The 26,389-nt window shown below is 65.6% G+C and carries 31 protein-coding genes; 5 read left to right on the forward strand and 26 right to left on the reverse strand.

The features are described 5' to 3' along the window. Nucleotides 1-175: 175 nt before the first annotated feature. The gene (locus AC5P98_RS03650) at nucleotides 176-868 is read left to right on the forward strand and encodes a heavy metal response regulator transcription factor (RefSeq protein ID WP_003097513.1); all 693 of its coding nucleotides are present in this window, start codon (nucleotides 176-178) and stop codon (nucleotides 866-868) included. Further along, nucleotides 840-2,276, forward strand: a complete 1,437-nt coding sequence (locus AC5P98_RS03655; RefSeq protein ID WP_013391818.1) for a heavy metal sensor histidine kinase — start codon at nucleotides 840-842, stop codon at nucleotides 2,274-2,276. Before AC5P98_RS03650 ends, AC5P98_RS03655 begins: the two co-directional genes overlap by 29 nt. Here AC5P98_RS03655 and AC5P98_RS03660 read toward each other — a convergent pair. The 3 genes from AC5P98_RS03660 to mobH are packed head-to-tail and all read right to left on the reverse strand — an operon-like array spanning nucleotide 2,236 to nucleotide 4,625. Continuing rightward, a complete protein-coding gene (locus AC5P98_RS03660; protein ID WP_013391817.1) occupies nucleotides 2,236-2,493 on the reverse strand; it encodes a heavy-metal-associated domain-containing protein in 258 nt (85 codons plus the stop codon). The genes AC5P98_RS03655 and AC5P98_RS03660 overlap by 41 nt on opposite strands. 33 nt (nucleotides 2,494-2,526) lie before the next feature. Then, nucleotides 2,527-2,751, reverse strand: coding sequence for a hypothetical protein (locus AC5P98_RS03665; protein WP_034012201.1), 225 nt, complete (start codon nucleotides 2,749-2,751; stop codon nucleotides 2,527-2,529). Further along, the gene (gene mobH / locus AC5P98_RS03670) at nucleotides 2,748-4,625 is read right to left on the reverse strand and encodes a MobH family relaxase (RefSeq protein WP_016445100.1); all 1,878 of its coding nucleotides are present in this window, start codon (nucleotides 4,623-4,625) and stop codon (nucleotides 2,748-2,750) included. Before mobH ends, AC5P98_RS03665 begins: the two co-directional genes overlap by 4 nt. Before the next feature lie 299 nt (nucleotides 4,626-4,924). Here mobH and AC5P98_RS03675 point away from each other — a divergent pair, with 299 nt between their 5' ends. From AC5P98_RS03675 to AC5P98_RS03685, 3 genes are read left to right on the forward strand one after another with little or no spacing between them, the layout of a single operon-like run. Then, nucleotides 4,925-5,242, forward strand: a complete 318-nt coding sequence (locus AC5P98_RS03675) for a type II toxin-antitoxin system PrlF family antitoxin (protein WP_013391814.1) — start codon at nucleotides 4,925-4,927, stop codon at nucleotides 5,240-5,242. After that, nucleotides 5,242-5,700: a type II toxin-antitoxin system YhaV family toxin gene (locus AC5P98_RS03680; protein ID WP_013391813.1), complete on the forward strand. Its 459-nt coding sequence runs from the start codon at nucleotides 5,242-5,244 to the stop codon at nucleotides 5,698-5,700. The genes AC5P98_RS03675 and AC5P98_RS03680 overlap by 1 nt, the downstream gene beginning before the upstream one ends. Before the next feature lie 26 nt (nucleotides 5,701-5,726). Next, nucleotides 5,727-6,104, forward strand: a complete 378-nt coding sequence (locus AC5P98_RS03685) for a DUF3742 family protein (protein ID WP_013391812.1) — start codon at nucleotides 5,727-5,729, stop codon at nucleotides 6,102-6,104. Nucleotides 6,105-6,119: 15 nt separating this feature from the next. Here AC5P98_RS03685 and AC5P98_RS03690 read toward each other — a convergent pair whose 3' ends face one another. From AC5P98_RS03690 to pilL2, 23 genes are all read right to left on the reverse strand, one after another. Then, complete coding sequence (locus AC5P98_RS03690) at nucleotides 6,120-7,637, reverse strand: conjugal transfer protein TraG N-terminal domain-containing protein (RefSeq protein ID WP_013391811.1); 1,518 nt, start codon at nucleotides 7,635-7,637, stop codon at nucleotides 6,120-6,122. A 13-nt stretch (nucleotides 7,638-7,650) separates the two neighbouring features. Then, a complete protein-coding gene (locus AC5P98_RS03695; RefSeq protein ID WP_013391810.1) occupies nucleotides 7,651-8,022 on the reverse strand; it encodes a hypothetical protein in 372 nt (123 codons plus the stop codon). After that, nucleotides 8,019-9,413, reverse strand: coding sequence for an integrating conjugative element protein (locus AC5P98_RS03700; RefSeq protein ID WP_013391809.1), 1,395 nt, complete (start codon nucleotides 9,411-9,413; stop codon nucleotides 8,019-8,021). Before AC5P98_RS03700 ends, AC5P98_RS03695 begins: the two co-directional genes overlap by 4 nt. Before the next feature lie 9 nt (nucleotides 9,414-9,422). Then, nucleotides 9,423-10,373, reverse strand: coding sequence for a TIGR03756 family integrating conjugative element protein (locus tag AC5P98_RS03705; RefSeq protein WP_003116802.1), 951 nt, complete (start codon nucleotides 10,371-10,373; stop codon nucleotides 9,423-9,425). Next, entirely contained in the window at nucleotides 10,370-10,816 is a 447-nt protein-coding gene (locus tag AC5P98_RS03710; protein WP_003116803.1) for a TIGR03757 family integrating conjugative element protein, read from the reverse strand. Before AC5P98_RS03710 ends, AC5P98_RS03705 begins: the two co-directional genes overlap by 4 nt. A 163-nt stretch (nucleotides 10,817-10,979) precedes the next feature. Continuing rightward, nucleotides 10,980-11,474: a JAB domain-containing protein gene (locus AC5P98_RS03715; RefSeq protein WP_003116804.1), complete on the reverse strand. Its 495-nt coding sequence runs from the start codon at nucleotides 11,472-11,474 to the stop codon at nucleotides 10,980-10,982. A gap of 175 nt (nucleotides 11,475-11,649) precedes the next feature. After that, complete coding sequence (locus AC5P98_RS03720; protein WP_003116805.1) at nucleotides 11,650-12,414, reverse strand: DsbA family protein; 765 nt, start codon at nucleotides 12,412-12,414, stop codon at nucleotides 11,650-11,652. A gap of 13 nt (nucleotides 12,415-12,427) precedes the next feature. Then, the gene (locus AC5P98_RS03725; RefSeq protein ID WP_013391807.1) at nucleotides 12,428-15,322 is read right to left on the reverse strand and encodes a conjugative transfer ATPase; all 2,895 of its coding nucleotides are present in this window, start codon (nucleotides 15,320-15,322) and stop codon (nucleotides 12,428-12,430) included. After that, nucleotides 15,322-15,771: a TIGR03751 family conjugal transfer lipoprotein gene (locus AC5P98_RS03730; protein ID WP_003116807.1), complete on the reverse strand. Its 450-nt coding sequence runs from the start codon at nucleotides 15,769-15,771 to the stop codon at nucleotides 15,322-15,324. The genes AC5P98_RS03725 and AC5P98_RS03730 overlap by 1 nt, the downstream gene beginning before the upstream one ends. Further along, nucleotides 15,752-17,170, reverse strand: a complete 1,419-nt coding sequence (locus AC5P98_RS03735; RefSeq protein ID WP_003116808.1) for a TIGR03752 family integrating conjugative element protein — start codon at nucleotides 17,168-17,170, stop codon at nucleotides 15,752-15,754. The genes AC5P98_RS03730 and AC5P98_RS03735 overlap by 20 nt, the downstream gene beginning before the upstream one ends. After that, the gene (locus AC5P98_RS03740) at nucleotides 17,160-18,071 is read right to left on the reverse strand and encodes a TIGR03749 family integrating conjugative element protein (RefSeq protein WP_003116809.1); all 912 of its coding nucleotides are present in this window, start codon (nucleotides 18,069-18,071) and stop codon (nucleotides 17,160-17,162) included. The genes AC5P98_RS03735 and AC5P98_RS03740 overlap by 11 nt, the downstream gene beginning before the upstream one ends. Then, entirely contained in the window at nucleotides 18,068-18,760 is a 693-nt protein-coding gene (locus AC5P98_RS03745) for a PFL_4703 family integrating conjugative element protein (RefSeq protein ID WP_003116810.1), read from the reverse strand. Before AC5P98_RS03745 ends, AC5P98_RS03740 begins: the two co-directional genes overlap by 4 nt. Beyond that, a complete protein-coding gene (locus tag AC5P98_RS03750; protein ID WP_003050133.1) occupies nucleotides 18,757-19,155 on the reverse strand; it encodes a TIGR03750 family conjugal transfer protein in 399 nt (132 codons plus the stop codon). The genes AC5P98_RS03745 and AC5P98_RS03750 overlap by 4 nt, the downstream gene beginning before the upstream one ends. A gap of 11 nt (nucleotides 19,156-19,166) precedes the next feature. After that, nucleotides 19,167-19,526: a TIGR03745 family integrating conjugative element membrane protein gene (locus AC5P98_RS03755; RefSeq protein ID WP_003090173.1), complete on the reverse strand. Its 360-nt coding sequence runs from the start codon at nucleotides 19,524-19,526 to the stop codon at nucleotides 19,167-19,169. A gap of 16 nt (nucleotides 19,527-19,542) precedes the next feature. Continuing rightward, entirely contained in the window at nucleotides 19,543-19,776 is a 234-nt protein-coding gene (locus AC5P98_RS03760; protein WP_003050225.1) for a TIGR03758 family integrating conjugative element protein, read from the reverse strand. Next, nucleotides 19,773-20,156 (reverse strand): integrative conjugative element protein, RAQPRD family, encoded by a 384-nt coding sequence (locus tag AC5P98_RS03765; protein ID WP_013391806.1) that lies wholly within the window; start codon nucleotides 20,154-20,156, stop codon nucleotides 19,773-19,775. The genes AC5P98_RS03760 and AC5P98_RS03765 overlap by 4 nt, the downstream gene beginning before the upstream one ends. 98 nt (nucleotides 20,157-20,254) lie before the next feature. Continuing rightward, nucleotides 20,255-21,004, reverse strand: a complete 750-nt coding sequence (locus AC5P98_RS03770) for a TIGR03747 family integrating conjugative element membrane protein (RefSeq protein ID WP_013391805.1) — start codon at nucleotides 21,002-21,004, stop codon at nucleotides 20,255-20,257. Beyond that, nucleotides 21,001-23,190, reverse strand: coding sequence for a type IV conjugative transfer system coupling protein TraD (gene traD, locus AC5P98_RS03775; protein ID WP_013391804.1), 2,190 nt, complete (start codon nucleotides 23,188-23,190; stop codon nucleotides 21,001-21,003). Before traD ends, AC5P98_RS03770 begins: the two co-directional genes overlap by 4 nt. A 4-nt stretch (nucleotides 23,191-23,194) precedes the next feature. Then, a complete protein-coding gene (locus AC5P98_RS03780) occupies nucleotides 23,195-23,734 on the reverse strand; it encodes an integrating conjugative element protein (RefSeq protein WP_013391803.1) in 540 nt (179 codons plus the stop codon). Further along, nucleotides 23,731-24,321, reverse strand: coding sequence for a transglycosylase SLT domain-containing protein (locus tag AC5P98_RS03785; protein ID WP_013391802.1), 591 nt, complete (start codon nucleotides 24,319-24,321; stop codon nucleotides 23,731-23,733). Before AC5P98_RS03785 ends, AC5P98_RS03780 begins: the two co-directional genes overlap by 4 nt. Beyond that, nucleotides 24,303-25,028 (reverse strand): TIGR03759 family integrating conjugative element protein, encoded by a 726-nt coding sequence (locus tag AC5P98_RS03790; RefSeq protein ID WP_495229854.1) that lies wholly within the window; start codon nucleotides 25,026-25,028, stop codon nucleotides 24,303-24,305. Before AC5P98_RS03790 ends, AC5P98_RS03785 begins: the two co-directional genes overlap by 19 nt. Before the next feature lie 14 nt (nucleotides 25,029-25,042). Continuing rightward, complete coding sequence (locus tag AC5P98_RS03795) at nucleotides 25,043-25,687, reverse strand: hypothetical protein (RefSeq protein ID WP_013391800.1); 645 nt, start codon at nucleotides 25,685-25,687, stop codon at nucleotides 25,043-25,045. Further along, nucleotides 25,684-26,250, reverse strand: coding sequence for a PFGI-1 class ICE element type IV pilus protein PilL2 (gene pilL2, locus AC5P98_RS03800; protein WP_013391799.1), 567 nt, complete (start codon nucleotides 26,248-26,250; stop codon nucleotides 25,684-25,686). Before pilL2 ends, AC5P98_RS03795 begins: the two co-directional genes overlap by 4 nt. Between the last annotated feature and the right edge of the window lie 139 nt (nucleotides 26,251-26,389).

The raw sequence follows: 26,389 nt of genomic DNA on the forward strand, positions 1-26,389 counted from the left end.
CAGGTCATGCTATGGGTTGGGCACTTTCCACCGAATGACCCTTGAATTACATTCATGTAATGTTCGTGTCATGTTCGTGGAAGCTGGCAACCAGTAAATTGCTGATTGAAGTGGATGAATGCGTACATCGTGAGCGGCTATTTTTCTGCGCCGCAGCGATTTCATGGGACATGCGATGAAACTGCTGGTCGTTGAAGACGAGAACAAGACGGCGGATTACGTCCGCCAAGGTCTCATGGAGGCGGGATTCGTAGTGGATCTGGCGCGCAACGGATTGGACGGACACCACCTGGCCATGGGCGAGACATACGATCTGGTGGTCTTGGATGTCATGCTGCCGGATGTCGATGGCTGGCGCATCGTGCGTGCCCTTCGAGATGCCGGTAAACAGGTCCCTGTACTCTTTCTGACGGCGCGTGGCGGTGTGGACGACCGTGTCAAGGGATTGGAACTGGGAGCGGACGACTACCTCGTCAAGCCATTCGCCTTCTCTGAGTTGCTGGCGCGGGTGCGGACGCTGCTGCGACGCGGAAGCGCTCCGAGCCAGCCTGATCGCATCCAGGTTGCCGATTTGGTACTGGACTTGGCGCGCCGACGTGCAACGCGCGCTGGCCAACGCATCAATCTCACCAGCAAGGAGTTCGCGTTGCTTGAGCTCCTGGCCCGTCGCCAGGGGGAAGTCCTTCCACGTTCTCTGATCGCGTCGCAGGTATGGGACATGAATTTCGACAGCGACAGCAACGTCATCGATGTAGCCATCCGCCGCCTACGCGCGAAGATAGACGATGCGTTCAATCCGAAGCTCATCCACACCGTGCGTGGAATGGGATACACGCTCGATGCGCCCGATGATGCCCCTGCGCCATAAGCCGCGGCAAAGCCGTCCAGCGTCGCTTGCATTGAGGGTCACGGCCCTGGTTGGTATCGCCACGACCTTGGTGTTTCTTGTGTTCAACTGGGTCATTCTCCGGTCGTTGGAGCACCACTTTGCTCAACAGGATGCCCACGAACTGGAGGCAGTGACAGCCGCTTTGGCTCAGCCCTTGCACCAGCTTGCAAGTGACATCGCAAGCGACGAACTGAAGCAACACTTGGCCAACGCAGTCGCAGGACATCATGGGATGACGTACGGCGTCTACGATGGGTCTGGCAATAGCATCTATGCCACGCCCGGTCCTGACCTGTCGAAACTTGACAGTAACAAAAAGTTGGTGAACCGCATCACCGCTGACGATTTGATCGTGTGGCACGAGGATCAGAGGTCATATCGAGGTGTGGTGGTACAACTGCCTGCTGACGATTCAGCGGCGTCCGGCTACCGCATCGTCGCCGCCATGGACATCGGCTTTCATCTCGACTTCCTGGCGGAGTTCAAGCGCATGCTTTGGTGGGCAACCGGCTTGGTCATGTGTCTGGCGCTCGGTGTGGCTTGGCTGGCGGTGCAGTGGGGCCATCTGCCGATTCGCAAGGTCAATGAAGAGATTCGGGCGATTCGCTCTTCAAAGCTGGATGTGAGGTTGGATCCTCGGGATGTGCCGATCGAACTGGCGGAACTGGTATTTGCCTTCAACGATATGTTGGCGAGAATCGAGGAAGGCTTCACCCGGCTATCACACTTTTCCGCAGACATAGCGCACGAGTTGCGCACGCCCGTCACCAACCTGGTCACGCAGACTCACGTAGCGCTTGGCCAGCCGCGCAGCAACGAGGAATACAGAGAAATCCTCTATTCAAATTTGGAAGAGTTTGATCGGATGGGACGCATGATTGGAGACATGCTGTTTCTTGCCCAAACGGAAAATGATCCCCGCAACTTGCGCTTGTCTACAATTGATCTGTCCGAATTGGTGCGGAGTCTGTTCGACTATTTCGAGGCGCTGGCAGAAGATAGCGGCATTACGCTTGGCGTTAAAGGGGCGATCGGCAGCATAGCGGCGGATCGGGAAATGCTCACCCGGGCGCTGAACAATCTTCTCTCGAACGCAATTCGACACACTCCTCGCGGGAAGAGCATCACGGTCTTGCTCTCGCAGGATGAGCAGTGGACAACGATCAGTGTGGTCAATCCCGGTGAGAAAATTCCTGAGCCCGATCTACCAAAGCTCTTCAATCGATTCTACCGAGTTGATCCGGCACGGCAACGAAATACGGCGGGCGCCGGTCTTGGCCTTGCCATCGTGAAATCGATTGCGGAGGCGCATGGTGGTTCTGTTGCCGTGACCTCCAGCGAGCTTGTCACAAGATTTGACTTGGCACTGCCCCATCTGCGGCAGTAGTCCGGGTGAGCTTCGGTGCCGGATAGCCGCATTCGGAGATGCAATGGCGCAGATCCTTGACCCTGAGGCATCGCTCGTCGAGATGAATCGTTGCGCTTCCCGCAACATAGTTGGCATCCGCATTATGGACGCCGTGAAGATACAGCAGCTTGCGGCGCACTCCCTCACCGCTCAGGCTCGATACAAGCCCTCCGACTTCAACGTTGATCGACTTCATGAATGCTCTTTCCTGTTAGCTGTATTTGTGGTGTCAAGGAGCGAATCGGCCCGAGTCCAGACAGTCCTGCGAGAACTCGAAGACAATCTCCCGGTCGGGAGCGATGACCTTATGCTTCTTGCCGGCGTAGTGCAGCCCAGAGACGGGAGAGGCGCTGCCTTGTTCCATCATCGCTGCGCTCATCGGGCCTTTGGCTCTGTCTGAATAAAGGTGCGCTTTGGCGGCAATAGACTGCCCCGGCGAAATTGAGGAGGTCATGTTGACGCCCCTTGCTTTCCTGAAGTCTGTTCGCAGTGTCTGGTCTCACCCAACAGGGATAGATAGGGATTGCTCGGAGGCGTTTCCGAGAAAAGCAGGCTCGGATCTTCCAGAAGGTATCCATGCAGACGGCGGGATTTTCTAGGCCCGGTTACTTCACAGGTCCAGATGTTCAGGCCGTTCGGTTGCTTGCGATGCAGCTGCAGCCTCTCGAAGCGCTTTTGTATCCACTGCCAGTCTTGCTGGCTCTCCTGCTTGGCCAGCGCGCTGACTTGCGGATGCTCCTGCGCATAGCGCTGGAATACGCCGGGGCTGACCAGGTAGGCGGTGCCGCTCGCGGTATGCACGAGCGCTTTCGCGTCGTTGATGATGAGCCGGCGGGAAGCGATGCCTTGTTTCAGCCACGCCATGAAGTGCTCTCCGGATGGCGCTGTCGTGGGCTTGGGCGCTGGGGACGAACGCTGAGGTGCGGTCAAGGTCGTCGCTTCAGTACGCGCGGCAGACACCGGCTCCGAAGGTGCTTCAGCGTCCTGCCGGGTTGCGGGTGAATTCACCATGCCCACCATCGAAAGCATGTCTTCCATGGCGTCGGGCAGCGGTTCACCTTTCGCTGGACGAGAGGGGTTACCTCCCTCCCATGGCGGAACCTCTTGGCCCTCCGAGGCTGACTGCGCTCCGGCCGGCGGAGTAGTGGCTGACACATCGGGCCCTTTGTCCGTGGCCGCCGCGTCGATCGCCACTGTGCCGGCGAACAGCGCCGGCCTCTCGCTTGGCTCCCAGATCAGCGCGGGCCCGAGGCGCAACAGCGTGAACGAGTGACACCAGCCGGTGGAACTGGTCACGGTCGCGCGCCAGATCGCCTTGCCGTCGGGCGTCGGCTGCAACATGCCGTGATCCTGGAGGACGTTGAACACCGCGGTGTTGTTCGCAGGAATGCCGTCAACGCCTTGGGACAGCAGGTGCGCACGCAGTTTGTCCGATACCGTCTTGCTCACCAGCCACAGCGCGTCCTCGGTGAGCCAGCCATCGGAGGCTTCCGGCTGGTTCAGCTTCAACTGTTCCTTGAGCAGGTAGCGCAGCCCGTCGAGCAGCTTGCGTTGCAGCGCGTGCTTGGGAGCGGCCATGGCGCGCGCCGGATCGCCGCCCAGTTCCTGGGCCACGGAAGCGCGGTCGGCCTGCACGACCAGTTCGCCCAGCACACCGGCGTGCTCGTACTGGCCGGCCAGGACGTAGAGCAGCGGTCCCCACAGGTCGGGATAGCCACTGAGCCAGTCCAGGAGTTGGGTGTCCAACAGTTGGCGGTAGAGCAAGCCCGTCGCCGCGCTGTGCAGGTGGTATTCGCGATCGTCGCGGTAGCGGAAGCGGTACGGCTGGTGCAGCGGACCGTACCACGGGTGCCACAGCGAGCCATCGGCCAGTTCGACGTGCAGATCGACGGCGATCTTGCCGATGTCGTGCAACAACGCGGCATAGGCGACTGCAGCAGTCCAGGCCTCAGCCTGCGCAGCCTGGTCCTCGGGGCTTGCGCCGATGGGAAGCAGATGGGACTGCCGCAGCTTCAGACTGTAGGCGACGATTTCCAGGCCATGGTCCAGCATGCCGCCGGGGTAAGCGTGATGATGCGCCTCGGAAGCCGGGAAAGCCTGGACCAGCTCGGCGTAGCGTTCCAGTGGCGCCCGGTACAAGGTGGCGAACTGCTTACGTGAGAGCGACGTGCGCTGCCAGATGTGCTCCAGCAGCTTCTGCCGGCGCGGGGTGGCCAGCAGCGATGCGGCCGACTCGGGCCGCATCAACCCTTTCGGGAGGTCGGTGACCGATGGTGGCGTCGGAGCAGCAGCAACCGCGGGCCGTTTTCGCTGGAACAGAGAGAGCATGCGGGTGTCCTGTCGCGGGCCGAGCGGGGAGGCCTTTTTGCCTTTTCGGGATAGAGCCTTTCCCCTTGCACCCCATTCCCTTGCCATTTCGACCCTTTACAGCCTTTGGGTATAGGGCGACGGGTGCTGACCGTCCACCGCCAATGCGGGTTGCAGCAGGGCCGGATTGATGCAGGAAGGCTGGCTGTTCACGCCCTACGATGGGCCGATTCTTGGACTCGGAGAACGCCGTGAGGCTTCACGTTGACAAAGTAAGGAAATTTCCTTACCATGCGGGTATCGCAATCAGGAGAGCCGCCATGCCTGCCATCCACGAAGTTGCCACGCTGACCTCCAAAGGCCAGATCACGCTGCCCAAGCCCATCCGGCAGGCGCTCGGCGTCGATGCCGGTGGCAAGCTCGCGTTCGATCTGCGGGGCAGCGAAGTCGTCGTCACCCGCGTCGATGCCGAGCATGAGGACCCCGCCATCGGCGCATTCCTGAGCCTGCTGGCCCGCGACATCGAAGCTGGCCGGAACGTCCAGGGCCTGCCCGAGGATCTGGCCCGCGCCATGCTGGAGCATGCTGGCCACGGTCTGGACCTGGACGAGGAGATCGACGGGAAAGTGGAACTCTGATGCAACGGCATGGCTGGACGCTGCTCTTCCACGACTGCGTGATCGAGCAGTTGCAGAAACTGCATGCGACCGCGAGGCGCGCGCAGGAGAACGACCCGACGGGCTTCGAGTCCAATGCCAACGTCAAGCTCTTCCGGGCCTTGAGCCAGTTGATCTTGGATGTGGTGCCAGGCGATCCGGCACGCGACGAGTACCGCCAGGGCAACACCTTGGGACCTGCCCACCGCCACTGGCGAAGGGCCAAGATCGGACGGCGGTTCCGGCTGTTCTTCCGGTATGACTCGAAGGCGAAGGTCATCGTGTACGCCTGGGTCAACGATGAACAGACCCTGCGGTCTTCGGGTAGCAAATCGGACCCGTATGTCGTGTTCGAGAAGATGCTCGGGCGCGGGAACCCACCAGACGACTGGCATGCGCTGATACAGGCAAGCAAGCAGGATTGGAGCAAACTGGAATAGGCATCGCTCAATAGCAGGAGACGACCATGAACACCACGACACGCATCCGTACCGCAGAACGACTCGGCCGCACCTTGGGTCGCGGATGGCGTGCCTACGTGCGCGGCGAACGCCGGGCATCGAGCTGGTTGGTGTCAAAGGGGGGGGCGGCGGCCGGTGCCACCGCGCTCGTGTGGGTGGTCAAGCTGGTTGCGCTCGGGGTGCTGCTGTACACCACCTTCTGGCTGGCGGTGTTGCTACTGCTGGGCGTTGCGGCGGTATGGATGGCTGGCAATTCGGCTAGAGATGAAGACCGCTGGACGCAACAGGATGAATTGCGCAATGGCGAGGCGGGCTTTGGCCTGTATTCTTCCAATGGCCAGCGGCTCGACCCTCACGACCCGAACGATCCGTTCGATGACTGAGGTTTGGCCTGTTTGTCACAGAACCTTGCCGGCTACCTTGTTTACACCTGACCCGGCGCTATCACGCGCTTCCTTGGAGCCGACAGCAAGGTTCTGAGCAATCACCCCAGCCTTAACTCCGACCCACCCCAAAGCAGCGACCCAAAACGTCGGCAGGACCAGAAACATCGTGCCTGTGACGAACATCAGGAGCATGTCGCCGAAGGCGTTGTTCAGCCCCACCAGCGGGTCGAAGTTGGTGTGCGGCCGGTTCCAGCCGAACCCCCAGCCATAAAGTGCGTCCAGGATCGTCGAATCGATCCAGCGCGCAAGCTGAAACCAGAAATCCGTGAAGAACAGCGCGAACTGCACGACGCTGACCGTGACGACCGTCTTCAAGTCATAGGTGCCCACGACCAGCACGAGCGGGATGCAGATTACCAATGCCATCTTGAGCAAGGCGAGCACCATCGGCAGCGCCTGCCGCACGACGTCCATCGCGGGAAACGAGGCAATCGCGCCAACTGCCATTCCAACGTCTCCCGTAGCCCGCGTCACGATGTTTGGCAAGGTCTTGTCGATCTGGCCGCCGTAGTCGGTATAGACGCTGCCTTGGTTCAGCTTCTGCTGCCGCGGTGACGCGATCGCGCGGATCACCGAATTGTCCACCTCGGCCCGGCTCAGGAAGCCAGCCCAGCCCGCCAGGCGATTGAGCAGGCTCGGGTCCACCTGTCCCAGCAGCCGTGCCCGCAGGCCATTGCTGCCATCAGCCCACCATTGCCTGCAGGTCGGGTAGCCACCGCCACTGGATACCTGGGCCAGCCCAGCGTCGCGGTTGCTGTCATAGGGCCAGTCATCGCGCGGCGTGCTGGAGCGATACGTGTCGTAGTACCCGTTCGTGTCGGTGAAGAACCGCGATCCGATCCAGGTCACGTCGTGCATCTGCTGCTCATCAAGTTGAGGGCGCTGCATGAACAATTTGGCCCGTGCAGGCCCATAGCAATCCCGAGAGAAATCCGCTACTTCCTGAGCCAGCACCGGATCATCGATGCGCGTGGCGTCGATCTCCATGCGCATCTGCCGCAGGTCCGTGCCGCACGGGATTGCCGCCACCGAAGCGCCCGTGACGGCGCGCGAGAGCGCGTGCATGAACGCCCACCACACCGGCACCTTCGCCGACTGGTTGTTGATGGTGCTGAAGGACTGCGACCAGCCGGTATCCGCGGGCTGCGCCACGCTGACCTGGCACTGGGCCGAGCGCGAGCTGTCGTACTGGATGGTGTTTAGGTCCACGTCGATGAACGGAATGCCGGCGAACATCACCACCACGATGGCGACGAAGACCCGGTTCTCGATGCGGGCGGCGCTCAGCACGCCTTTATTGCCCTCGTCGGCGCCTTCAGCACGAGCTTTCAACCACTCCTGCACGACGATGGCGACGAAAGGCAGCGCGAATACCCCGCTGGATACGAGGGCCGCCCAGATGCCGTTGTTGACGATCCAGGAAACGAGTGTGAGGTAGTACTCCAGGTAGTCGGTCGTGAAAAGCGTCATGGCCTCGATCCCCTCAAGCGGCCTGCATCAACAAGCTGGCTTCCAGCACGACGATGGCGACGACGCCCGCGATCTCGCTGCGCATCAGGCGGCGCCGTGCCTGCCCATCTGCCCCGTCCTGGTCTTCGCGCGCCAGCAGCCGGCGGCGCATCCAGAGCCACCCGTAAACCGTGGCCCCGTACAGACACAGCCGCCACACGAAGAAGTAGCCCGATGCGGCCGCGAGCCACCGCTCCCATCCGGCCACGCTGCCGACCAGGTAGATGCCGGCGATGTTGGCACCCACCGCAGCGGCGACGAGCACCACCGCCCACAGCAGCGCCGTCGCCGCGCGCCGGCTGAAGAGCCAGCGCAAGGGGCGCCAGGCCATGCGCTCCGCGTTCATGGCCTGGCTCCGGGATTGCCCTTCTGCAACTGGTCAAGGCGGTCGGGTACCGGATCGCCCTCGTAGATGCCGCGCGAGCCGGCCGCCCGCGTGCCGTGGCGCTGGATGATGGCCATCGGCGAGTTGTTCGCCAGTTCGCGCCGCAGCTCCAATTCCGTCTTCAGGTTGCGGATCTCCCGGTCGAGCGTGTCGCTCTCATGGTTCACGGCCTGCACCGCAAGTTCGTTGGCTGCGACGTTGGGCTCCTTCTTGCCCGTGAGCAGCGTGCGTTGGAGCAGGAGCGCCTTCTCCAGCACCGATGACAGCGCCACTTCGGACGCGAGGCGCCGCGCCAGCAGGTCCTGGTCCGGCTCGTCGCGCAGCGCCTCGATCACGCCGCGGGTGATCGGCAGCGACGTGCTGCCGGCCTCGCGCAAGTTCTCGAAGGTGGTATTACGCGTGCCGGAAACCAGCTCCTGCAAGACCTCCAGCTTGGCTTCGTACTCCTCCTGGATCAGCGGCGTCAGCCCGACGCCGGGCACCGTCTCGGTCTTAGTGCAGGAGTCGCACGTGCGCTGCACCTGCTCTCCGAGGGCGCGCGTGGCCCATTCGGTCGCCTGCTGCGGCGACGTCCAGGTCTGGCAGGACAGGCTCGCGCAACTGGTGGACGCGATGGAGGAGGTGTCCGTCACGCCGCGACCGTTGACCAGGTTGTAGCCCGCGCGGGTGACGTCGCCGACCACCCGGATGGCGGACTGGCCCGCGCCACCGGCATTGCTGCCGCCCACCCAGGGCACGCCGTCGTTGCCGCGGCGCGTCTCGGCCTGCTCGACGGCCGATACGGCATCGTTGCTGCCAACCGCGTCACGCAGGGCCATGCCTTCGGCCATCTGGCTCCAGCCAAGCTGGCCACCCGCCGTCTCGGCCATCTTCTCCGCCATGGCGCGGCACGTCAGCTTGGAGCGGTCGAAGTCCAGCCGCGCCTGCAGCACGCCGTTAGTCAGCAGGTTGTACAGGCCCGGATCGGCGCGCTGAATGATCAGCGCCGGCAGCGATGCAACCGCGCTGGTCGCGCTCTGGATCACGTTGCTCATGATCTGCTGAAAGCCGTTCGTGATGCCGTTAAGCTGATTGCGCAGCGTGGTCTGGATGCTCATGTCGCCGCAGATCAGGTTGCTGTTCCACCCCACGCCGACCCCGATGGAACGCATGCCGGCCGCGCGGCCCATGGACACCGCACTGCCACCGCCGATCGAGTACATGACGTCATCGCCGAGGACGGGGCCGCTGTTCTGGTATCCGACCTGCGCCCACGCCATGCCGCAGACCAGAGCGAGCGTGCCGGCCAGCGCCGTCGGGCGCAGCAGGCGGCACGCCTTGGCGGAAAGGTTCATCGGTTCAGGACGCTTCATCGTGGCACCTCAGAGGAAATCGACGCTGCCCAGGAACACCTGACCGCGGCGTTCGCAGCACGCATAGGGACGCCACAGCGCCCAGGCGTAGTCGCCTTGCTGGGCCTGGGTCAGCGTGCCGCTGTGCGGGAACACCACGCAGGTGTTGGACAGGCGCGGCGTCAGCTCCTGCCACTTGCCCGTAGAGGCATCACCCTCCATCAGCTCGCCGGCCGGCCAGTAGCCGTCGCGGGCGTTGGCAAGCAGCGGCTGGTACACGTGGATCTGCCCGCGGCGCGTGACGACATCGCCCGCGCGCTGGGCCACCACAGCCCCGGATTTTTGGTCGTCGGTCTGGTGCAGGAAGCCGCCGCGCGGATAGACGTTGCCCCAGAGATTCATCGTGGTGCGCGCACCGACCTCGCGCATGCCCGGAATCAACGCCTCCGGGTAGGCCATTTCAGGCACGTTGTAGCGCCAAGCCAGCGTGTCCAGCGTGCTGAGTAGATACGGCATGAAGGCCGTGCCCGCGCCTTGGCAGAAATAGCCCGACGACGATGCGAACTGGTTGAATACCTCGCCGCCAGGATGGCCGATGACATCGCTGTTCTTGAATTTGGCGAGGTTGTTTTCGTGGTCTTCGTTCGTGGTCCCATCCCCACCTGCCTGTGCGGATGGGTTGGGCGTGCTCATCGCCTGCACTTCGACCCAGGGGTTCTCCCCGGTGTTGCTGTAGCTGGAGACGACCGCATCGGGCACGTAGTGCCGGACCTTGGTGGACGTGCGCACCGTGCAGCCCGTCCAGGTGCAGTAGAGCCAGTAGCAGATGCCCACCACCCGGTATTCCAGGCAGTCCGGCGACATGACGGAGGACACGATGGTGGCGGTGTTCAGGGCGTAGCTGCCGGTGGCGCTGACCAACAGCAGCGAGGCCACGGCGACGCGCAGGCGGCGCAGCAAGTCGAATGGGCGATGGGTCACGGCTGCGTCCTCCGGTACTGCTCGATGCGGGACACCGCCCGGGCCACGTCCGGCTCGCCATAGACCACATAGCGTTGATCTACCACGACGGCCGGGATGGCGGCGACGCCCAGGCTCCATGCATCGGCGACGCCCTGGTAGGCGGTGCCGATGCGGCGCTGAAGATCGGTGCCGCCTTGGTTCAGTCGTTGCCGGACGATGGCTGCTGCCCGCTCGGGGTCGGCCGGCAGATCCGCGGAAAGCTCGGCCTCGATCCGGGGCGCTTCGTCCAACTCGATCAGCCGCTCGCCGCCGGCGGTCTTGACCGGGTGGCGGCTGTCGGTGACGACCACCACGTCGGCGGCGAAGGTGGCCGGGCTGAACACGGCCAGAGATGCCGGCAGCGCCACGGCCAGGCCAAGGGTTCGCCAGCCTGGTGCGAACCGGGTAAAAGCTGCTGGCATGTCATGCGCCCCGGAAGTTGATCAGGGCCATAGTCAAACGCCGAACCCCACGCGGCCCCAACAAACAATGCGCATCGCGGCCACCCCGCATACCTGCTTGCGTCGCTGCGAAGAAAAAGCGGAGGCCGAAGCCTCCGCGCTGATCAACGAAGCAGTGCAACCTTTACAGCAGGCCGGACTCCGCAAAGGAGAACGGGGCACCCTGGCCGACGATGATGTGGTCCAGTACCCGCACATCGATGAGCGCCAGCGCGACCTGCAGTTGCTGGGTCAGCATGCGATCCGCGCTCGACGGTTCGGAGATGCCCGAGGGGTGCTGGTGGCTGAAGACCACCGCGGCGGCATTCAACTCCAGCACACGCTGCGCGACGACACGCGGATAGACCGATGTCGAGTTGATCGTGCCCCTGAACAACGGCTCGTAGGCCAGCACCTGGTGCATGCTGTCCAGGAACACAGCGGCGAATATCTCATTGGGCTCAGCGACCAGTTTCAGACGCAGGTAGTCCCGCACAGCGGCCGGTCGGCTGAGGCACGGTCCAGCTTTGAAGATCCGTCTCTCCAGCAGCACGATGGCTTGCTGGATGATCCAGTCCTCGTGTTGGGTAGCGATGGCGGAAAGCGACTCCAGGTAGGAGTCATTGACGACGAAAGACATGGCGAACCTCCAGACGGTGAGATCGGAGGGCGCGCGCCCTGGGAGGGCAAGCCCTCCTGGGGAACGAACAAGGTGCATCCATCACCGCGGTAGCGGTGATCGTTCGCGGCCAGGACGCGAGGCGAACGGGTTGCGGTCAGCGCAGCGGACTGCGCCGTAGCCTTGAAGACCGGGGCTACCTGGGCATGTCGCCGACGACGTCGGCAGGCATTTCCGATGTGGGTGTGGTGGCGGGATCGCCGGCGGCGAGCATGTCCATGGCTGACAGCAAGGCATCGCCCTCGATCGGACCCTGCAGCAGGATCGCCTTGCCGCTTTCGCGATCGTGCAGCCGCAGCGACGGCGTGGCGGTCACGCCGCTGTTCGTGGCTTCCGCAGTTTGGGTACGAATCGCCGCGTCGGGCCGCTCGCTCGCGATGCACTGCTCGATGGCTGGCGTCAGGTCGGGGTAGCGCAGGTCCTCGGGCAAGCCCTGGCCGTCGCTGCGCGTGTGGGCATATACCCACTCGACGGCTTGCCAGAAGGTGGCATGCCCGCCGGCTTCGCCGGCGCATTCCGCCAGACGCGCTTCGGCAGAAGCGGCCGGTTCATGTGCGGCCAACGGCAGGTGGTGCCATTGCAAGGCCACGTCGGCATTGCCGGCCACCCAACGTTTGAGCACAGGGAAATAGGACCGGCAGAACGGGCATTCGAGGTCCGCGTACAGCGTCAGTGTGAAACGACCTTCCGGATTGCCCATCTGCCACGGAGGCCCTGCCACCTGTGTCTCGCTGACTGGCGCCGAAGTCTGAGGTGTGGACCCGCCTGGCGAACGGGACACGAGCCAGATCAGCAGCAGCGCAACCAGCACTGCAGCCAACGCCCACGGCCAGCGGGTCCCCCAGCGCCGACGGCGGAACGCCTGCACCTGCATCGGGATGGAAGGATGTTTGTGTTCCATGGCGTTCTCCGGCTTACGACAGTTCCAAGGCGGGCGACTCGATGCCGCGTGCCTGGTCGATCTTCTCGGCCACCTTGAAGGCGGCTTCCAGCTCGGTGCAGCCGTATTGCTGCATGAGCTGGTAGCGCTCGGCCTTCTCCTCGGGTTCGGTCTGCGCAAGCGCGAGGTAAAGGCTCGGCGGCACCGCGCGGAACAACACTTCCATCGACTTCGACAGGATCACGCCCTCGGTGAATTTCCCCCCCTCCTTGCGCGCAGAAAGCATCAGCGCTTTCTGCGCTGGTGAGAGTTCACGGAAGCGTGCAATCTTCTCGACCTCATCGGGCGGCATCGACAGGCAGATCCACCACTCAATCATGTTGAGCATGGGCTCTGCGGCACGCGGCAGGTCGTCGATGTTCTGGGTCGCCAGCCAGAACCAGGCGCCCAATTTGCGCCACATCTTGGTAATTTTCACGACGTAGGGCGCGAGCAACGGGTTCTTCGTGATGATGTGGCCTTCGTCGGTCACATTGATGATCGGACGACCCAGGTACTGGTCGCGCTCGGCGATGTTGTTCACCGTGCTGATCAGGCTGATGTAGGCGATGGAGAGCTGCGCGTTGTAGCCCTCGCGGGCATAGGTCGCCAGATCCACCAGCGTGATGTCGGCCTCGGGCCACGGCGTGCCATCGCGGTCGAACATCTCGCCATCGGTGCCTTGGCAGAACATGTCCATCGCGTCCGCCATCTCCAGCAGCCGCATGCGCCGCATCTCGGGAAGCGTCGAGTCCTGACCGCGGGCGCGCAGCGCGTTGCGCACGTCGCGAGTGAGCACCGTGCGCTTCTCAGCCACGCAGTGTTCGGCGGCGTCGAGGATGCACTGGCGGATCAGCGAACGGTCGGCCCGCGTCATCCGGGCTTCCTCCTTGTCCTCGCCGCCGGTGATCATCAGCCGTGCCGTGATCTCCAACTCGCCCAACACGTCACGCTGTTCGTCTGCCTCCATGACCGAGGCATCCGGTGGCAGGTCTTCGTCCAACGCATCGGCATCGAGCGTCTGCACGTCGCTGGGTGTTTCGATCAGCCGGCGGGCATCCGCGAACGGTGCCAGGCTGATGCCCGATCCGGGGGCCAGCTTGACCCGGTTCACCGTCAGGCCCAGGCGCCTGGCGAAGTCGCTGAACAGCCCGAAGCTGTTGCCGGCTTCCACGATGAAGAGGCGCGGCCGGTAGATGGCCGTGACCTGGTTCAGCAGGTTGTTGAGCGTGGCGCTCTTGCCCGAGCCGGTGGGGCCGAACAGGAATAGATGGGCATTCATCTGCCTGTCTAAGCGGTTCAGCGGATCAAACGTGATCGGCCCGCCACCGCGGTTGAAGAACGTGTTGCCCGGATGGCCCGTACCCTGGCTGCGACCCCACGCCGGCGAGAGATTCGCCACATGCTGGGCGAACATCAGTTGGGTGAACCAGTTTCGCCGATCCTGCGCGGGGTTGTAGCAGCACGGTAGCCAGCGCAGATAGCTGTTGAGCGGCGCGACTTCATCGTCCTCGCGAACGGGCTGCAACCCCGCGTTGAGCATCACGTTGGCGAGGTCCAGACCGCGCCGGTCAAGCTCGGCTTCGTCGCGTCCGCGCAGATAGAAGGCCAGCGTGCCGCGGTAGAGTTTGTGCGCGCTGCCGATGAGCGAGCGCGCCTCCTGCACGTCCTTGAGCGTCTGCTCCGATGCCAGTGTTTCGCCGACTGCCTTCTTCGCCAGGTGGTTCAGGTGCGATTCGAGAATGTCCTGGGGCGTCGCCACCATGGTCAGACACATCGTCGTGTCCTCGGGCATCTGATCGAACAGCGTGTTGATCGCATCGCCCTTGCGGGTTTCGCCAGTCAGGTGTCCCGTTCCGGGCGGCATGCGCAGCCGGTCAGTGACCAACACACGGTGCGGTATGCCGTCGAAGTGCCAGGTGCCATGCTCCACGTCCGAGCGTGGCTGGCTGAAGAAAAGCCGCTGGCTAAAATCCCGCCCGCTCGCCAGTTCGATCTCGCCAGCCTCGGTGTCGGCGGGGTAGCGCGCGAACGCATAGAAGCGCTCCCGGTCCTCGACCCCAGGCCCGAGCAGCGTCGGACGCGGGTTGAACCAGCGCAGCAGCCAGTCATGGACGTCTGCCGCACCCAGGCGGCGAGCCTGGATGCCGGCGTTCGCCAGCCCGCCGCACAGGCGGTCGCAGACGATGTTCAGCATCTGCTCGGGTGTCTGGCCCCGGCGGTTTGCCTGGCCCTGTCCTTGTCCGGTCACGCGGCGATAGACGACCATGCGCACACGCCTCGTCTGGCCGCGCCAGCGCAAGCGTGTGACCACCGTGTCCTGGAACAAGCCACCGGGCTTGGCCACCGCGCGCAGATGGTGGGCAAAGAACCGCAGGTAGAACTCCGTGAACACCGTGCCACGGGCGCGCGGCTGCACGTAGTCGCGCAACGTCTGCATGTACTGGTCGAAGCTCGGTTCGTCCTGGGCGTAGAGCTGCAACACCCAGGGGTTCTCGTCCAGTTCATCGAAGCTGTCCTGGAGCGCGTTTTCTAAGGCGTCGCGGGCGTGCGCGAGCCAGCCGGGTTCCCGGCCCTCGGTCCCCAGCGGCACCAGCTCGAAGAAGGCGGCCACCGATTGGCCGTCCTCCAGGAGCATCGATTTCGACTCGGGCAAGAACTCCACCCAGGGCAGCAGTTCCACGAAGGACGGTGCGACGTCGTACAGCGCCTGCTCGTCGGCCTCCGTCGCCGGCTTGCGGCCCCGGACTGCCGAGCCGGGTTCGGGGATGCCGACCTGCCGCAAGGCCTCGACGTGGCGCTGCCAGCCGTCCGGCTGCTCATCATCACCAGCGCCGGATGCGGCCAGCTTCGGCGCGGCCGGCTTAGGCCAGGGAAGTTTCCACCGCATCAGTAGGCCTCCACGCGCTCGCCTGGCATGGCGTACTGGATGCGCTGGTTGAGCGGGAAGACCGTCGTGTAGCCCGGCACCGGCACGGGGTCCGTGCCCGCCAGGTGCGGATACACGTACATGACGAGATCGGGATTGGGCAGACGCTGGAACTGGCGGTGGACCTCATTGCGCGCGGTGCGCGTGTAGCGCATCTGCTCGACGGGTGCGACCTGCACGTCGGCGTCGGTCAGGGGCCGACGCAGGCTCTGGCGCGCATCGAGCAGCTGGCGGCCGGCGTTCCGTCCGGCTGCGCCACCGCCGTCGCCGGCCTCCTGCTGCCAGATGTCCATCATCGTGCGGTCACCGTGGGTCAGCAGCTTTTCCTTGCTGGTGGCGCAGCCGCCAAGCACCGCGACGGCGAGGGCCAGTGCCAGGCCACGGGCCAGGTTAGTCAAGTTCGAGTGCATGGCTTTCTCCTGCGCGGTGATCGACCTTGCGGCCTTCGGGATCGAAGTCGATGGCGAGCGGCTTTTCGAGGTGGACGGCAACCTTGGCGCCGGGCTGGACATAGACGGCGGCGAACGCCTGGCCGTACAACTTGTTGACCCAGGCCGACATGTCCCGCACGCCGCCCGCCAGAATCTGGCCGACCGCTTCCTGGCCGGTGATGCCCACGGTGCCGATGGAGCCGTCCGAGCCGACATAGGACATGCGGCCGCTGTCGCTCTCGATGAGTGAGGCCACACCGGCGCCGGCCGCGGTGATCAGGGCCTGCGAGCCGAGGTATTGCTGGGCGTTGCTGCGCCGCTCGCCGCTGACGCAAGGAATGCCGTGGGGATCGCTGATCCAGCCCAAGCCATCGCGCTGTTGGTTGTTCTGCTGGTTGCCCTCGCGGTCTTCGGGGATCGTGCGAATCGTGCCGTCGTGGAAGACGAACGTGATGCTGCGCACCTGGCCGCGCACGCACGAGAGCGTCCAGTCGCCCGAAGCGGTGCCGCTGAACACGGCGCCGGCCACGTCGGGAATGTCGATGCCATTGGCGGTCAGGTTGTCCGGCCCGACCAGAACTTTGAACGGATAGGGATCGTTGACCGTGCCGTCGATCGGCACGCGGCCGATCAGCGCTGTCATGGCGACCGAACCCATGAGCGTGGAGTTGGTCGGCACGGTGTAGACCGGCTTGGCACTCTTGACCCCGGCGGCGCGGGCGCCCGCGTTGGCCACGGTTTCCGCAGTGGTTTCGAGCGTGCTCTGCGCCGGGCCGAAGCTCGTGGGGAAGCTCATGCCGCCGCTCGCGCCACGCCCCCCGTTGCGCCCCTCGGCGGGCTTTGCGTCGTCCGGCTCGACCCACCGCACGCCGCCCTCCATGCCTGCCTCGTCGCCGCCCTGCAGCCCCAGGCCCACGGGCAGGTCCGCATGGCCGCCGCCGCGCCCGCCGATGCTGTCCAGACGCCGCTGCAGGTCGGCGAGCAGCCCTTCGGTCTGCTGGCGCGCGCTGGCCGCCTGCTCTTGGTCGCGGCGCAGGTTGGACCGCTCGGATTCGAGCGCCGAGTTGATGCGCTGGTCGATGGAGTTCTCGCGCTGGCGCAGTCGCTGGTTCTCTTCACGCTGCGACTTGTTGTCCGAGAGCGCGGTCTGAAGCTCGGTGCGCAACTGCTTCACTTGGGCAACGAGCGTCGCCACGGTGTCGCGCGGGGTGTCGCCTTCGATGCCCAGCGCCTTCATTTCATCGGGCGTGAGCTGGGCGCCGTTGTCCGCCGCGGGTGGCGCCGTGCTGCCTCCACCCGAGAACAGCCGGATACCGACGAACAGCACCAGGATGGCAACAGGGATCATCAGCCACTTGAGCAGGCCGTTACTGCGCATGGCGGGCCTCCTTGGTGTTCTCGTCGCCGTCCGGCTGCGGCAGATGCACGGCCGGGTCGAAGCGGTGAATCGCCGGCAGCAGCGACTGCGCGAGACCGCGGCCGCGCGTGACCAGGTACAGGACGGTCGTGTCCTCGGGCGTGCCGCGCGGGCCCAGCGCCTCGTGCTGGAAGGTGGCGGTGAGGAAATCGCCTTGCAGCACGCGCGGGTCGAGCGTGATCCAGCCGCCGCTGCCGTTGGTTAGGCGCACGGCAGTGACCCACTGGTCCTCCAGGCGCCACGACGCGAGTGCGACCGCGCGCACGGGCAGCGTTGGCATCAGTGTGTCCAGGTCGAGGTCGCGGGGCAGGTTGACCCGCATGACGCCCGGAAGCGGCTCGACGGTGCGCAGCGGTGCGTAGAGGTTCTGCGCGGCGAAGCGCGTCAGCACGACAGGGACCGGAGTTTCGCGCCGCGCGGTCCGCGCACCTGCTTGGCCCTGGGCGCGTGCCGGGGCCTCGGCACTGTCGGCCTGCTCGCCATAGCGTCCCGGTGCGCTGTCACCCTCGACGATGCGCACCGGCTCCAGCTCGGCTTCCCCGTCCTTGGGTGGTTCGGCTGCGATGTCCAGCAGGATCAGCGCGCCCGTGTCGGCGTCCTGCAGTTGCAACCGCGTGGGCTCGATCGGCTCGCTGGCGCGCAGGTACACCGCGCCCCCCGCACTCTGCACGCGCAGGCGTTCGCCCACGCCCGCGGGCACGCCCACGCGCACGTTGCGGTCGATGAACACGATGCGTTCCTGACCGACCTTCAGCGGCACTGCCAGTGGCATGCGTTCCCAGCGCAGGATTTCCACTGCATGGGCGACGGGTGCCGCGGCCACGGCCAGTAGCCCCAGCAGCGCGAGTACAGGGTGCTTCATGGGGTGTTTCCTCCTTGAGGCGCTTGCGGAGACAGGCCACTCGGCGCCGGGCGCGTCGGCTCCGGTGCACTGATGCGCTGGGGCGCGCCGTCGTAGCAGTCCAGCGCCAGGCCGAACGGGTTACGGGCGGGATCGACGTCCACCCGCGTGACCTTGATCGGATAGCGCACCAGGGCGCGCTTGACCTGCTCGGCGCCGTAGTACTCGTCCGCCGTGATGTCCAGCGTCACCACCCAGTCGCGATCGGACACGGTGCGCACGCGCGCCGTGGGGTCGTCGCCATAGCCGCGGCCGGGAATCTCGTAGATGCCGCGCACGCGCTGACGCAGCTCGCCCGTGGAGCGGCGGTAGTCATAGTCCGCCCGCAGGAAGGCCTGGCAGGACGGGGTGAGGTACGGCGAGAGCGTGTGGAGGTTGCGCGAGTAGTCTTCCTCGCCATTGGTTGGCCAGCGGTTCAGCGTCTGGAACACGTAGAACGTGAACGCATAGACCGATTCGGGCGGCACTTCCCACCACTTGCGGGTACTGCCAGAGCGCAGGTCGGGCGGGACGTGGATGGTCAGGTCGCGCGGCGCGCTCCACCAGCCGCCGCCCATGACCAGGGCGACGACGACCAGCGCGCCCGCGGCCAGCCGCAAGGTCTTGATGTGCGCCTGCAGGTGGGTGATCTCGTTTTTGAAGCGGCTCATCGCATGCTCCTGCGGGTGGACCAGAAGCCCGAGCGCGAGATCAGCACATGGCCACCCACCCAGCCGGCCATCAGCGGATGGCGCGTGGCGATGCGCCATTGCAGTTGCCGATACAGCCAGGTGTCGGGACGCCCACGCTTGAGGCGCCGCAGGATGCCGCCGCCGATGAAGACGCCGAGCGCCACGCCCAGGACGACGAAGGTCGGCGCCAGCGCGATCGTGCGGAACACCCAGGACAGCGGCGCGCCGACCAGCAGGCCGGCGGCACCGGACAGGCCGCAGCAAATCCAGAGTTCGTCAGCGGTGAGGCCGCGCACCACAACGGGATGGCGGTTGAGCCGGTGCGGAAGGAAGGTGACCGTTCCGTCCGCACGGACGTGCTGCTGCTCGGACATACCGGCCTCGCTTACAGGATGCCGGTGGCTTCGGTGAGCAGCCAGATGCCGATCACAAGCAGCACGGCGCCGATAGCGACCGTGAGGCCGAACTGGCCCCACGTCTTGCGGCCGGTGTGGATCTCCGCGTAGGTCCCGTAGGCGTGGTAGCAGACGCCGATGAACATCGACGCCACCACCAGCAGGGCCACGAGCATGATGATGTCGTAGCCGTAGTTGCGGATCGTCTCCATGATGCCGTTGCCGGTGCCGCGCGTGGGGTTCTCCAATTGCGGCAGACCTTGCGCGAACGACAGCGCCGGCAGCGCGGCGGCGCCCAGGGCCACGGCGGCGCGCTGGGCAAAACGGGAAGTGAGGTTGCGGTTGTGCATGGTCGGGCCTTTCAGGTCAGGACAGAAGGAAGAAACTCAGGACGAGGTACATCGCGACGAAGCGGATGCAGACGCCGAGGAACTGGCGCTGGTTGAGGCGGCTCTCGGACCACCCCACGTAGGCCGTTCGGATGGCCCAGACGCCCCACACGAGCAGGACCGCGAACACGACGCCGACCAGAACGGTCGCCATCGCGGAAGGCGCGATACCGCTGTTGGCTTGAAATGCCGAGACCTGGGCGCCGTTCATTGCTTGCCCTCCGCAGTCGTCGCCGGCAGCGGCTCGGTCGCCCGTTCGGTGCGGTATTCGCCGGCCAGTTCGGAGGGGGCGCGCGGTTGAGCGCGCGATGGCGTCAGGTGAAATTGGATGCCGGCGCGCACGCGCGCCAAGTCAGCCTGGAGCCGCGGGTAATCGAAGTGGTAGCGCTCGCCCGGTGTGATGGGGGTATGCGCGGCGCTGTCCGCGACGGTGCGTTCCAGCGCGTCGAGCTGGCGCAGCGCGGCGACCAACTCCTGGCGCTGCGCCGGGGACTCGGCCAAGGCCATCGGGGACCGGCCCAGCACGAGGGCCGTCACGAGAAAAGTGGGCACGCCGCGATGCGCGGCGCGCAGCCAGATCGAAGCCAACATCGCGCCATTCCTGTGTGATCAGCAATGGGTTGATCGTGGAGATCAGGGCTGTTTCAGGCCGCAAACAATAGGAACCCGGAAGCGACCGGATTGATGGCCTAGAGGTACTTTTTGAAGCTGCCCGCGGTCAGGCTCACGGCCAGTCCCAGCAAGGCTGCGCTGGGCAGCAGGATCAGCAGCGGATGCACCGAGATCGGCAGCGCGAGGTAGGTGATCCAGGGCAGCACGGCCAGCGGCATCAGGCTCGCTTTCGCGCGGTGGTAGATGAAGCCGGATTCCCGGCCCGCGCCGAACCGCCGCACGTCCCGCCGCACCAGGCCGTCGATCAGGCCGACGAATGCCGCAGTGAGGATCAGCGGCAGCGTGAGCACCAGGACCAGCAGGCGCACGAGGAACGTGAGCGTCGTGAAGGCCGCGGCGATCAGGTAGCTCTCGGCCCAGACATAGGCCTGGCTGATGTAATAGCGGAAGTTGCGCGTCGGCTCGCGGCTGGGCGCACGGGCGCGCTCGGCGGTCTGGCTCATGCGCTCCAGCAACCCCGAGCGCACGAACACCCACCCGTACCCGGTATCCACCAGCTCGTGCGCCGTGCGCCCGGGCTCCTGCACCACCACGCTGCGCGTGAAGTGGTTCGACAGGTGCCCGAGTTCGTACTGCAGCATCTGCTGGGAGTGGCGCCAGCCCTGGTCCTTCCAGAACAGGTGCATGCCGACGCACTCCACCACGATCGAGAACAGCAGCGAACCGATCAGCACCCCGAGCAGCCTGAACGGCAAGGTGATGGTGCCGACGATCAGCCCCTGGCGCTGGTTCTGCTCCCGCTGCGCGGTCGAGGCGGCATCCTTCATGGTGCGGCCTCGCCGGTGCTGTCGTCGGCGCCGGTGGCCACCGCGTCAGGCTCGGCCGGAGCGGCGTCATCCAGCAGGTCGTCGGGCAAGGCAGCCTCCTGCAAGGCTGGGGAACTGGTGAACTCCCACCATTGCGTGGCCTCGCTGTAGCTCTGACGCATGTACCCAGCCAGTTGCTGCAAGTCCGCCGGCATCACTTCATCGGGGTCAGGCGCTGGCAGTGGCATCCGGACCTTCCAGAGCTGACCACCCTGCAGCAGCGCGAAGCATTGGCCTTTGGGCAGGCCGACGACGTGGGATGGCTCGATCATCGGCACGCTCGACATGCTGATGCGGTCTTGCGTGTTGCTGGTGAAGTCCGTCGTCCCGCGGATGTCCGAGGCATCGGTCGCGCCGGAGACGATGGTGGTGGTATAGACCTCCACCTTGGGCAATTGACGGGTCAACAATTCCGCGGTGGCGGTTTCCCGAACCCGCAGCATGAACAGGTTGTTGAAGTTGCCGATCACCTGGCCGGCCTTCGCGCGGTTGCCGATGCGGGCCTCGATGTCCGAGAGCGTCTGCGTATACGCGGTCACCTGCAGCCCGGCACCGCCGCCCTTGTTGATAAGGGGGATGAACTCGTCGCCCATCAGTTCGTTGAACTCGTCGGCATGGACGTTGATGGGAATGCGCGTGCCAGCCGAGGCACCCGGCAGGCCGTCGTCGATCCCGTGCTTGTAGATGTGCCCGGCTACCGACACCAGGTCGGAGAACATGGAGTTGCCGACCGCCGCGGCGACTTCAGCATCCGACAGCGCATCCAGGCCGACATAGACCACGGCGCGCTTCCTGATGACTTGCATCCAGTCGAAGATCGGGCGCGCGTCAGACAGGTCGGAGTAATTCGGCGCCAGGAGTTGGGCGATCTTGCCGCTGGTGAGCTTTTCCAGCAGCGGCAGCAGCGATGCAACGATCTTGTCGAAGTAGGTCTTGTCGTAGCGCACCGCCGAGCGCAGGCCATCGAGCACAGGGTCGTAGTTGCGCGCCTGGGAGAGGTATTGCTCCAGCGCCACCACACGCTTCTCGCGCCCGATCATGTTCCTTGGGATGTTCTTCTCGTTGAGCTTGGCCTCGATCTGGACGATCACCTCCCAGGTCTTGGGCTCGGTCTTGGCGAAGTAGTGTTGGGCGTACTCCATGAACAGCGCGTCGATGTTGATTACGTGCCGCTGGATCAGCATGTAGTCCGGGCGCTGCCCCAGTTCCACCAATGCGCGCGCAATGATGTTGACGAAGCGCCATGCGAACTCGCGGAACGCTGCACTGTTGCCCTCGCCGGAGAGTTGCCCGGCAATGCGCGTGGCGACTTCACTGATGCGTCCGAAGCGCCCCACCGCGTTGTAGCGTGCAGAGAACTCGGGCCAGCCGAGGTGAAAGACGTAGAACTCGCCCTCGCGACCCGCTCGCTTGGCTTCGACGTACATGCGTTTCAAGAGATCCGCGTCGCCCTTGGGGTCGATGACGATCACGACCTCATGCTCACCGTCTGCATTCGTGCGACGGATGTCCTGGGTGACGAACAACTCGGCCAGCCGCGTCTTCCCCACGCGCGTGGTGCCCAGCACCAGCGAATGGCCGACGCGCTCACCCAGTGGCAGGCTGACGTCGACCTCGTCGGGTTCGATGCCGTGCAATCGCGGCAGGCCGCCTACCGGTGGCAGTGGCCGCACGGGGTTGAATGACACATCCCAGCCCGTGAGCCGTACGAGGCGAGACAGTGGAAACGGTGCGAACTCCAGCCGCTCCTCCAGGCGTCGCGCCAGCCGGTATGCCGGTGTTGGCTCGACGTAGCGGCGAAATTCCGGCCGGTACGTCTGCATCAGCCTGTGGGTGTGCTTCTGTTCCCACAGGAAACCGCGCCCCACGAACAGGCGCTGCTGGCTGACCGGCACGTCCCTGCTCGTCATCACGTAGCGCGGCAGGCGCCGGATGTTGCGGCGGTAGCGCAGGATCACCCGCGCATCGCGGTAGCGGATCGCGCCATAGGCGCCGAACGCCAGTGCGGCACCGACGCCCATGGCTGGGCTCAGCGCGAGCGACCACGGGGCCACCAGGGACAGAAACGCGGCGCCCGCACATGCCGCGACGGTGTATAGCTCCACCGCTGGGCGCAACAGGACTTCGACGGGCTGTTTCCCCGACATGGCCTCATTGCTCGATGCCGGTCGCCGTGATCAGCGCCGGGTAGTGCCGCAGGCCCAGGCGTTCGGCCAGATCATCGCCGGCCACGGGGGCCATCGGCACGCCAGGCGCCAGTGCGCGCAACCGCGCCAAAGCCTGCGCGGTCTCGACATTGACCACCAGGCCGACCGCGCCGCGGTCGTGCAGCGACGCCGCGTGACGGCGCAGCCAGGCTTGCGAGGTCTCATCGTCGCCGATGACCACGAAAGGCCGCAGGCCCGGTGCCTCGATCACGCGCCGCGCGACGAAGCCGGGCATCAGCTTCGCGCTGCGTACCGGCAGCATCGCTGCCTCGTCAGCGGGGGTGGCGGGAATCTGCGGCGTCGGAATGGGAGGCCGCAACGCGCTGTTGGCGCGTGGCTGCAGGTTAAGCGCTTCGTAGTACGGCAGCGCCGACGCGCCGCCGCGGTCCTCGACCACGATCAGCGGTTCGGCGGCATGCGCGACCAACGGCAGCGCCGCCAGCAGCGCGAGCAGGCCCCGCAGGGTCCAGAGCGGTTTCGTCATGGGGTCGACTCCTGACGCACGGCTCGCGCCGTGGCGATTGAGTGCGTGCCCTGCACGCGGGCGAGGTGTCGGGATACGCTGCGTCGATAGCGGGCGGCAGGCTCACCGCCCGCGGGCCGGTGGTAGCGGCCCATGGCCAGCAGCCAGTCTTCACCGGGGGTGTACTGCTCCTTGAGGATCTCGGCGGCGCTGGCGAGATTGCGGTACGGGTCCAACAAGTCGCAGGCATGGGTGTAGCGGTGCGGGTGGTAGCCCAGGTTGATCTGGCCCAGGCCCGCGTCGATGCGCGTGGGTGGCGTAGATCGCATCGCCTGCTGCAAACCGGCGCAGGCATCGGCACGGGTGGCGAAGCGCCGCGACTGGCCGGCGACATTCAGGGTCCACGGCCATGGGACGATGCGTCCATTGCGTCGCATGCCGCTCTCCTGCAAGGCCACGGCGTAGAGCACCGTCGAGGGAATGCCCGCGCGCTGTGCGGCAAGCTGGTAGGCCGGTGGCGGAACCTCCTGGGCATGGGCGGCGCAGGCGAACAGGCCCGCAGTGAGCGCCAGTGCGCGCAGCAGCGCCGTTACGGCTGGCGTTGCCATTGGCCGTTCACTTCGCGCACAACCGCAGGCAAATCGCCGGGCAGGCTCAGCGACAGCCAGCGGCCGCCGTCGTGGTTGAGCGTGATGCCGCCGCTGCGCACCCGGGCCGGGTCGATCTGGGCGCGCTTGGCCCAGTCGCGGATGCGCGCATCGTCCTGGCGGCTGCCGACCATGTAAAGGTCGAACTCGGCACCCGAGGATTGCAGGCGTTGGACGAGTTGCCCGCAAGCCGCGCAGCCGTCCTTGATGAACACTGCCGTGCGACCGCTGCCCCGCGCAGCGGCGGCGCCTGGCCTCTCGTCAGACAGGTTCACCCGCTGCATGCCGGGGTTCAGGCGCTGCCAGGCCTCGTCGTAGGCGCGCTGGTACGCGAGCAGCTTCTCCACGCGGCGCGCTTCGACTTGCACCTGCAGCTCTGCGTAGCGCCGCCGTTCTTCGTCGGTGCGCGCCTCGTTGCCCAGGGCGGACAGCGGGTCCAGATTTGGCGAGTAGATGCCCAGCGGCCCATCCATCAAGTCGCGATAGCGCGCCCATTCCTGCGGTTGCAGGCCCCATTCGCCTGCCACCCGGTCGTCCAGGATGCGGGCGGCCAGCGGGCGCTCCTGGCTCTGCGCATTGCGGGCGGGGGTCGTGGCGGACTGCTGCGCCCAGGCGGGCAACTGCATGGAGCCCAGCAGGAACGCGTACAGGATGATCGACGGCTTCATGTGGTGGGCTCCGGTCAAGGAATCGCCACGCGACGGGTCTGGTCGCCGGCCTGGAACACCGCGGCATTGCCCTCGATCGCCTGCAGGCGCCACGGACCCAGCGCATCACCCGGCAGCAGCACCTGGAGCTGATCGGGCGTGAAATCTCCGGCACTCGGGGCGACGGACACGCTGCGCTGACCCGCGCGCAGCTCAGCGCCGACGACACGAAATGGCAGCGGCGGCGGTTCGGACTTGGCGGTGGCCGGTTGGCTCGGGGTGCGCCGCTGGGTAGGCGCCGCTGCACGCGCAGTCGCTTGGCGCACCTTGATCTGCTCGACTTCGGTACGCAGCGCCTGAACGTCCTCGGCGGTGGCATAGCCACCCAGCGCCTGTTCGGCTTGAACGATGCGCGCCTCCATTGCCTGCCGAGCGTCTTGCAGGCCTGCGGCGGTGGCGGCTGCGGGCTGCTGCTGCAAGGCCCGCGTGGTCTCGGCCAGCCCGGTCACCTGGGCTTCGAGGCGCTGCAACCGGACATCGAGCTGCTGCTGGTCGGCCTGATCGGTCATCGTCTGGTGGCCCAGGATCGCGAAGACACTGAGACCCAGCAGCCAAAGCCAGAGCAGGCTTTGCAACACCACGGCGGCGGTCGGGCGCCGGAGCGGCTGTGCCGCGTTCATGGCTGGCCTCCCGCAAAGGGGAACGTCTGCACGGCCTCGGCAGCAGGCGGCTCGGACACCGGCTCGGCACCGGTGTCGCGACCAGGCCGCTCGAAGCAGACCTGCCGCGTCCGGTCATCGGCGTGCAGTTCCCAAGCCGGACCGGCCAGGGTGAGCAGTGCATCGCGCAAGGTCATGGGGCCGAGATGCAAGTGCGCCGCCGGCAGCGGCAGCGCGTACAGCTCGATCACCGCATGCGGGGTCTCGCAAAGCTGGTAGCCGCTGCGTTTGAGCACATGCCGCAGCCCGTCGCCGACCGTGGCGCGGACCTCCTCGGGCATGGACACGTCGATGGTCTGCACCAGCAGATCGCGCTGCGCCGCCATCGGCGCCAGCTCCACCAGGGTGTAGCGGCCATAGCGCACGACGGGAATGAACTCGGGCGGTGCAGCCTCGGGCGCGGGTGGGACGTCCTCGACGGTGCTGGCGGCCAGCGGCGGTGGCGTGGTCGCGCAGCCGCTGGCCAAGGCTGCGGCCAGGAGGCTGGTACCGACCAGACACCGGGATACATGGATTGCAGGCATGGCATCGGCTCTTCTGTTGCGATGCCGATACCTTGGCTGCGCGCGGCTGCGCGGTCAGTCAGAAATGCGAACTGGGGGGTGCCCGCTTTTGCAGTCCAACACATAGCGCAACCCGCAAATCCAACTGTGGTTTGCACAT

It is taken from the genome of Stenotrophomonas sp. YJH_SMC_135 (assembly GCF_059372355.1).